This is a genomic window from Fibrobacter intestinalis, from assembly GCF_900167415.1.
Lineage (GTDB): Bacteria > Fibrobacterota > Fibrobacteria > Fibrobacterales > Fibrobacteraceae > Hallerella > Hallerella intestinalis.
Map to the genome: position 1 here is coordinate 1 of NZ_FUWU01000083.1, position 8,868 is coordinate 8,868.

Consider the following 8,868-nt stretch of genomic DNA (forward strand, 5'->3'; position numbering starts at 1 on the left):
ATGCAATCCCCCACGGGAAGCAAAGGGTCCGAGTAGAGCCCTGTGAGTTGTTTTAGCCCGCAGTCCTTATCCCGGACATTCCTAACGATTATCGCAGCAACAAAATCTTTTTAGCCGATACTGATAAAACTCTAAAAATTGCTTTGGTAATGCTTCGACAAGCTCAGCAACCGTGCTTCGACTGGCTCAGGGACCGCTGGTTGGTGAGCCTGCCGAACCAGCCGAACTAGTCGAAGGGCGGCAGGCTCACTAACAACTGACAACTACCCACTCTAAAGCAACCGATTTTTGAAAACGAATTTTAGAGCCAGCTAAAAATCATTCATTCTAACTCCAGATTTAGGCGGCATTTCCGCTCTTTCCTGAAGCAAACCGTTACTTGTTCACCACGCAAATGGCAGTTACCGTAGTCGTTACCGTGTACTTTTTGCCCGGAGCGCAACCCGCCGGAGCGAAATAGGCAAAGCCGGAAAGCGCTTCATCCGAGTCCCAGAAGACTTGCAAATTCATATAGTCCGAACCCGTTTTCGGTTTGCAGCCGATGGTGCAGCCACTCGGAGCGCCCGCAGGAACCTGGACCGTTGTCGCCGTCTGAGCAGGAATGAAAAGCGAATCGGGAAGACCAGGAAGCACCGTCTCACCGTATTTGTCGGCATCGTTGATGCTCCCTAACTCTAGAACTAGATCCACCGATTCCGGGTCCACCACAGCAACACCGTCGCAGACATATTTTACAATGGAATTGTCGGCATTGGATACCGCGACTGTCGCCGTCACGCTCTGTTTATGCATCGCGGAAGTCGCCATCATCGACCCGGAAGCACCAGAACCAGAGACTTCTCCGTAAGAAGATGTCCACACATAGCCCGTAATGGGCGACTCGGATTCCGCATCCACCGTCCAAGTGATGGCTTCGCCCGCTTTCGCCGTGGAAACGGAAGGCTTGCAAGAGTTCACCGAAATAGGAATACCCTGAACCTGAATCGTGTCGCAAAGGACGTCGTTGCCGTCCACATTCAAATAGGCGGCATAGGCACCCGCATCATTATAGCGGACATTGACCTTGTCAAGCCCGTTTCCCTGCACATTGGTGACGGTCGCCCCTTCGAATGCCCACACAAAAGGCGCGGTGATTTGCGCAAAAACGTCGCCTTCCGCCCGGTAAAATTTCCATTCCGCGAGTTCGCCTTTTTCCACAGACTGCTTGGTGGGAGCGCAGGTCCCCGAAATCGCCTTCTGAGGCTCGTTCAAGATTTCATCGCTGCTGGTCGTTTCCGTCGAAGCCGAAGATTTGGCGGCAAACGAGCTAGAAGAGGCCACGGCCCCACCCGAAGAAGAATTGCCAGAAACAGCAGACGAAGACGAAAGCGAAACTTTCGCCGAAGATGAGGATCTTTCCTCTTCAGAAGAATAGGTGTCGGGATATTCCTCGGAACTGGAACTGGAGTCGCTTCCGCAAGCGACAAGATTCAAACCAGCATTCAACAACAGCGCCGAAACGCCGACTAACGAAATAATACGAGAACGGCTGAACATCATGAGCCAAATATAAATACAACCCTTCCCTGTCCGTTTGTAACTTTTTTCAAACTCTATAACATCGCCACAAGAAAAAATTATTTTTTGGCGGGATTGTGTTTGTTTTTCAAAAAAAGGAGCCAAAGTGCCTGTTTTTGCGTACATCCTGTTTTTTTCCGCTGCCCTTTTTGCGGTCGAACAAGAGCAACCGACACCCTACGATTTGATTCGCCCCATCTGGCCTATGGTATGGGACACCGCAGCAACCGACGAAGGCGGAACCGTGGAAAGTTTCAGCCAATACAGGCCCAACCCGACAAAGCACAATCCCGTTCCCCCTGTCGGAACCGTGCCACTGGATTTCAAACCGAACGGCATCATTCCGGACTCCCTGAACCAGGCTTTCCGCGACGCCCAGAACCTGCGCATTGGACGTATCCGCATTAACCAGGCGGGCTACCTTCCCGAAGATTCCGAAAAGCAATTCTACTACGTTTCCGACGGCAACTGTAAAGAAACCTATTCCGTCGTCGATCTGGACGGGAACGAGGTCGCCGGCGGCGGCACCTTTACAAGCACAGGCAAATCCACCAGTTCCTCGTGGACGATTATCGCCGGGACAAATGCCGCGACGAACAACCAGAAACGTTACACCGTTGACGCCGACGGTCCGAGCGGAACGGTTTGCGTCGGGCATCTCGCCGACATGACGGGACTGGCGACAAATACCCGCTACAGAGTCAAAGTCCTCAAGCAGTATTCCGCTTCCTTTATTATTAGCGACAAAGTCTATTCGATGGTTCGTGACGCCACGCTGAAATTCTACGGAATCAACCGTAGCGGCAATTCAGAATCCTGGTTTCATAAGCCGAGCCACACGAAAGACGGCGGCGGAAAATTTGTGCAAGGCCAAGCCGGCGCCGAGGTCTCTGGATTCACGCCCAAGGAAGGCGCGCTTCAGGGCGGCTGGTATGACTGCGGCGACCACTTGAAAGAATCACAGACGCAGGCTTACGCCTTTATGGTTCTTGCGGTGATGGCGGCATCCAACCCGGACCGGGACGAAGACAATTACGCTTACAATATGGGCGAAACCGTCAATACGGACGGCGTTCCCGACATCCTTCGCGAAGCCAAGCACGGGGCGGATTTCTTTATCCGTTCCTATGTTTTTGCAAATGGCGTTATTGACAACATGGTGGTTTCCGTGGGCAACTTCGGCGCAGACCACGGCTGGTGGGGACGCCCGGAAAACCAGGACGCTCTCCCGACAACTCTCACGGGACGCGGAGGCCCGCACGAACGCGACTTGCGGCTCGGCGAGCTCGGATCCAACATTTCGGGCCAGATTGCCGCCGGCCTTGCGATTCTCGGCAAGGATTACGCGACCTACGACAAAGCTTTTGCAGACAGCTGCCTGATGATCGCCAAAAAGATGTACGACTTCGCCAAGAACCTGAAGCTCAAAGAAAAGGATCTGGGGCCGGGCACCTACGACGGCGGCAAGCCCTACGTTTACAATACCGAGGCGGACGGCTGGTCTAGCGCGGCCTACAACGGCAACAACGAATCCCACGACGACCTGGCGATTGCGGCGATTGCGCTCCACTACGCGACCTATCCGGATTCCGGAATGAACTATTTGAACGATGCGGTCGAAGATGCGACCATCGGCGTTCCCCAAGAAGCTTCCGTCGGATTTTTCAACGGCGGATGGATGGCCTGGAACCGGGACGGCATGCGCAAATCGAGCAAGAACACGAGCTGGGCGAACGCCTACACCTACACGCTTTACGGCTTCTACAAGATGCTTTTAAAAGACGAAGCGACCGGACTTCAATACGGGATAGACAACAAGACCCGCCTGAAATACGCGGAAAACGTCGCCCTGATTTTAGCGACAAACATCAGCTATCTCGGCGGCTCCGGCTCCAACAGCATCACGATTCCGACTCTCAACGGTCCGACGCCCGTTTCTTTCGGGGATCTCTGGTATAATATGCAAACAGACCAGACCTGGATTTACAACCGTTACCAGGCCGGAAACATTTTTGAAGTTCTCGCCTATTCCGATGTAACCAAAGATTTGGAAGGGGTTTCCTTGCCGCAAAAAGGCGTGCAGAACTGGAACTCCGCCGCGATGAAGCAGCTCGGCACGAACCAACTGAACTACATGCTCGGCGTGAATCCGTGGGACGTTTCATTCCTGCTCGGCGTGGGTGACAAGAACGATGCGCACCCGCACCACCGCGCCAGCAACCCGGAAGGCAAAAACATGCCCGGCGCCGGCTATGTTTACAACCCGCCGACAGGCGCCCTCTTTGGCGGGGTCACTCCGAGCGTCGCCGATGGCAATGCCTGGATTCCCTCGACCATGAGCTGGGAAGACTACCACCTTTCGGAAACCTGCATTGACGCGACCGCCATGTTCGTCGCCTCTTGCGCAGTCGCTGTCCGCGAAGAAGACAGAAGCCGCGCTCCGTCCGGAATCAACGTGGAAATCCGCTATGTCGGCTACGATTCCGCCATCGTCAAGACGACCCAGGATATGCGCGGTCCCGCCATGATCCTTTACAGCACGAACGAAACAGGCCCCTTCAACGAAATCTTCAAAGACACCCTTTACGGAGTCAGCCACGAATTCCACATGACGGGGCTCCAGAACGGAACCGCTTACTATTTCAAGGTCGTCGCTATCAACGGCAGAAGCGAAAACTATACGACCAAGTGGCTTGTCGATAGCACGAGCACGCCATTCTCCTTCACCACTCTGGCCAGCCCACCCGCTGACGCCGACATCCAGAACATCAAGGTTTGCAACCTTTCTTCGGACAGCGCCGAAATCATGTGGTACACCCCCAACGGCCAGTATGAATCGAAAGTCTATTGGGACACTACCCTTACGAGTTACGACCAGATGACCTGCCCCACCTCCCCCACCGGCACCTGCAATTTTGAACAGAACGCCGACGTTTCGGGCATTCCGACGAATTTCCATTACATCAAGCTCGGCACTCTCAAAGAAAAGACGACCTATTATTACTGCGTCCAAAGCTATAATTCCATCCGCTGCACCGACGACGAAGGCATGCCGCTCAAATTCACGACTCCGGTCACCTCTTACGATTTTGCCGTCCGGACTTACCAGTATGAATTCGGCGGGCTGGACTTTTTGAACATCAACATTTACAACAACGAGGATCGGGCATTCGACAGCCTGACACTCCGCCTCTATGTCACAGCAAGACCCGAACAGATTGAACCCCAGCCAGGCCAAAACAACCAGCCCGGCAGCTGCCCCCTGCTTCTCGACGAAGACATTTGCCAGGCCTACGACGAAGCCGGCTTCAACAAGCCCTGCGAAACCGACCGCGAAATCCGCGACAATGCCCGCGGTGCTCCTCCTGTCAAACTCGAAGACACCTATAATGCGGCCACGGGAACTTACGACTGGTATCTACCGATTCCCCTCGGCTCCACGACGATCAAATCCTCTTCCCGGATGCGCATCGACTTCGGTTTCTCTAGAGGGCTTTACCAGAACGGCAAATGCGACCCGCTGCGCACCGCTCCCGAAAAACGGATGTCCGCAACCTCCGGAGACTGGACCTGGGCACCCCACGAACGCGATATAGACGGCGCGGACTATGCCGGTATGCCCATCTGGGGCAAGGACGACGGCGACCAGGACGAAGCGCCGATAAATCCCTATGTGGTCGTCTATCGCAAAGACGAATTCGTTTCCGGTTTCAGCCCCTCGTATTCGGAAATGACCCACAAACGCGCCAATTACAAGATGACAGTCGCCTTCGACGCCCCGTTCAATGTTTCCAACGGTTCCTATATCCAGCTGGACTCGACCATCAGCACCATGCGCCTGACCGGAACGGCGACCATTTCGGAAAACGGCTATGTGACTTCCATCTGGGTGAACGGCGTCCCTCTTTCCAAGGAACAGATGGCGACGGCTGCGATTTACAACTATTCGACAGGACGCTTCGACTTGAACATTCCGGTCAAAATGTCGATCGGCACAAATAAAGTCGATGTGACCATCTTTGCGGGGCCGAACCCGGAATGCACCGACTGCCAGGAAAACGGCGGCTGCGCTTTCATCAACCGCTCCTACTATGTGCAGTTCAGTAAAGGCGACCGAACCGCCGGGAAAATCCAGCTTGTGCGCGAAGACGGCAACTCGGTATCTAGCCCGGTCAAAGAAGACCCGATGAAATTCAAGATTCTGGTCAGCGACAAGGACAACGCCGGATACGAATCCATCTCGGTAACGCTTTTCAATTCCCGCACGAAGGATTCAACCAAAATCACCTTGAAACGGACAAACGCCACCCTCGGCTACTTTGAAAGCTCCTGGCTTTCGGCGGTGAACAAGGCGGACGGAGATATTCCGGAAATTCCTCTGCTCGGCGGCGATACGGTAACGGTCGTCTATATCGACGTGGAAGACCCCGAAGATTCGACTTCGCAATACTTCTACGCCGACCCCACGACACCGATTCCGCAGACGGCGACCCTCACCGATGCGAACTGCAATTCCACAGCGGACGCCCTGATCATCAGCTTCAGCGGAGCGCAATTTGACGGCTCCTCGATGCCCCTCGACAGCGTGGAAGTGCAACTCGACTCCTCGGCAACGACGGCGGCGACTTCCTTTGTGCTGAAGCCTTCGACAAAGGTCTCTGGCGCAGAAGCGACATTCCCCATCGATGAAGCGAACCTGGAAAAGAACGCTTCTCCCGCAGGAAAAGTCGTCGTCTATATGACCGAAAAGGGAGTGGTCAAGACCGCTGAAAAATCCATTACCGATGGCATCGCTCCGACCCTTGCGAGCGTCGCGCTTCTCGAAAATGAAAATCACGAAAATGCGCAGGACACTCTCCGCATCGCCTTCTCGGAACGCATCACGATGAGTACAAACTCCTGGCCGCTTGCCATCTACGATGCGGACGGCAACGAAATCGACCAAAGCACCATCAAGGTGATCAGCGCCAAGAGCAACGACAACGGAAAAATCTGGGAATACGTCGTGGAAGGCAATAATGACGGCGCATTCATCAAAGAAGGCCTGAAAGCGATTGTCAAAGCGGGATTCCATGTTGTCGATATGGCGACAAATGCGCTTTCCGATTGCAACGGCCCCGTGACCATTGTCGAATCCGTGCGCCCCGTCCCTGTCAAATACGCCTACATTGCGGACAACGAAGGCGATGGGCAACCCGATGAAATCTACATCGAGTTTACCAAGTCCCTCCGCGAAAAGGATATGCTCGACACGATCGACGTCTATTGGGGCAAGCCCGAAATTTACAAGGCATTCCCCAAACCGGCAAACGGCTGGAACGCGGAATCCGTGCTGGGCGACAAAACGATTCAGTATATCACGAAGCTCGACTCCGCCAACGGAACCTGGATAAAGGGTTCGGAAATCAAGACGTGCGTTTCGCAGGAAGACCGCCCCTATTACAAATACGACACGACCTTTACTGCTAAAGGCGATGTGGAAAAAATCGACTCGGTGGTTTCCGGCTACAACAAGGTCTGCACCAAGTACGAAACCATTCAAGATTCCATGTTCGTCCCGAAAATCGACACCATCGGCGTGGATTCCGTGCAAAATACCGTGACGGCCATCCGCATTCCGATTACCGGCGACACCTACAACAAAAAGACCTACGGCAACCGGAACGGAAACGGTCTGATTCTTCCGAGGCAAGGCCCTCTCGGCGGATTCTTTGACGACAATACGGCAACGCTCTACGACAGATGCCCGCCGATTATTATCAGCGCGACCATCACCAAGCCGACAGACGCCATGGGCATTCTCCGCGTGACCCTTTCGGAACCCCTTACCGTTATCGACTCCGCAGGTCCCTACTACTTGCAGAAACGCCGCGACGGATCGACCGCCTTCTTCAATGCGTTCACCAATTTCCAGAATACGGCAACGACTTGGACGTTCTCTTACTCCTACGATGCGGAATCCGCAATCCACGTCGGCGACCAAATCCGTTTGCCAATCGGTTCGGAATACTCCACAGCCTTTGACGGATACAAAAATTTCCCGGGAACGGAAAATCCGTGGGTCATCGTTCAGGGCGATATCGACGACGTAACGTTCAAAGTCAATATGATGGCTGGCATTTCGGCTCCCCCGCCGGGCAAGGAACTCTATGCAGGAAATCTTCCGCAAAAAGACGAGCATTTCCGGCTTTCCTACCTTGTCGATTCCAAGGAAACCATCTTCGCCAGCGGCAAGAAAAAGCTGTCGGCGATCACCCCTGTCACCTACGATACGGCGAACTACATTCACGCCGGTCCGACCTTCGACATCGACGTCAATATGCCGATTCTGTTGCAGCAGGATTCGCTGGGAGAAAACGCCTGGAACGCCGAACTGAAAATCAGCGTGGACTTCTTCAACAACACGGGTTCGGCAATGGCCACAACGACTTACACCTTCTCGCTTTCCGAAATTGCCAACCAAGCGATTTCCTCCGACGGCACCATCAAACTGCGGCTGGAATGGATGACCCACGATGGCATCGCGCCGCGCACCGAAAACGGACGCCATATCGGAACGGGAGCGTATATTTCGCACTTCTCTTTCAAGGCGAAGGAGTTGGCGATTTCCAATACGGCCAACGGAAAATACAAGAAAGGACACTCGAAAAAGCAATCGGCGAACAAGACCAAAACTTTCGGCTTCCGCCGCATCAGCAAATAGCCGCAAAAGTCCTTTTGAACATTCCAAGGAAACCGCCAAGCCGGTTTCCTTTTTTTTTGGACTTATATACAAAACTCCACCCGATTTGCTTGGTTGGTGCCCTTCGATAAACTCAGGGACCGTCGGTTAGTGCACCTCGGCAAGCTCGGTAACCGCTTGTCGAACTAGTCGAACCATGGTTAGGGATTAGTGGTTAGTTGAAAGTTGGGAGTTGGGAGTTGGGAGTTGAGGATTGAAACTGACAACTGAAAACTAATAACTGATAACTGATAACCGAGTTCCCCCTTCTCGCTATGGCGCAATATCCTATTCCACCCCACAAAACCAAAACTTCCAACTACAAAGCGTGGCGGGGGATAGGGTGAAGGGAAAAGAGGCTGCCCATGAGTCTTAAGAGTTTTACTCTTTTAGACGAATTGTCCCTGGAAGGGAGCCTTTGCAAAAGCGTGCAAGGCGAATGTTGCGCCGCAAGCTTGCTTGCAGGCATCATCTTCGAGGAGACTAGTAGTATTCGTCATTGCGTACCCACCAAGGAGAAAATCAGTCATATTTGAAAGCGACCGTCACCCCGAACCCCGGAGGGGTTATACGACACTTGTCAATTTATT

At 53.6% G+C, this 8,868-nt stretch carries 2 protein-coding genes; one reads left to right on the top strand and one right to left on the bottom strand.

The features are described 5' to 3' along the window. Window positions 1-375: 375 nt before the first annotated feature. On the bottom strand, window positions 376-1,539 hold the full coding sequence (locus B5D40_RS14215) for a hypothetical protein (RefSeq protein WP_078777448.1): 1,164 nt from the start codon (window positions 1,537-1,539) through the stop codon (window positions 376-378). A gap of 124 nt (window positions 1,540-1,663) precedes the next feature. Between B5D40_RS14215 and B5D40_RS14220 the strand changes: the two genes are divergently transcribed. Further along, a complete protein-coding gene (locus B5D40_RS14220; protein ID WP_078777449.1) occupies window positions 1,664-8,260 on the top strand; it encodes a glycoside hydrolase family 9 protein in 6,597 nt (2,198 codons plus the stop codon). Window positions 8,261-8,868: the final 608 nt, after the last annotated feature.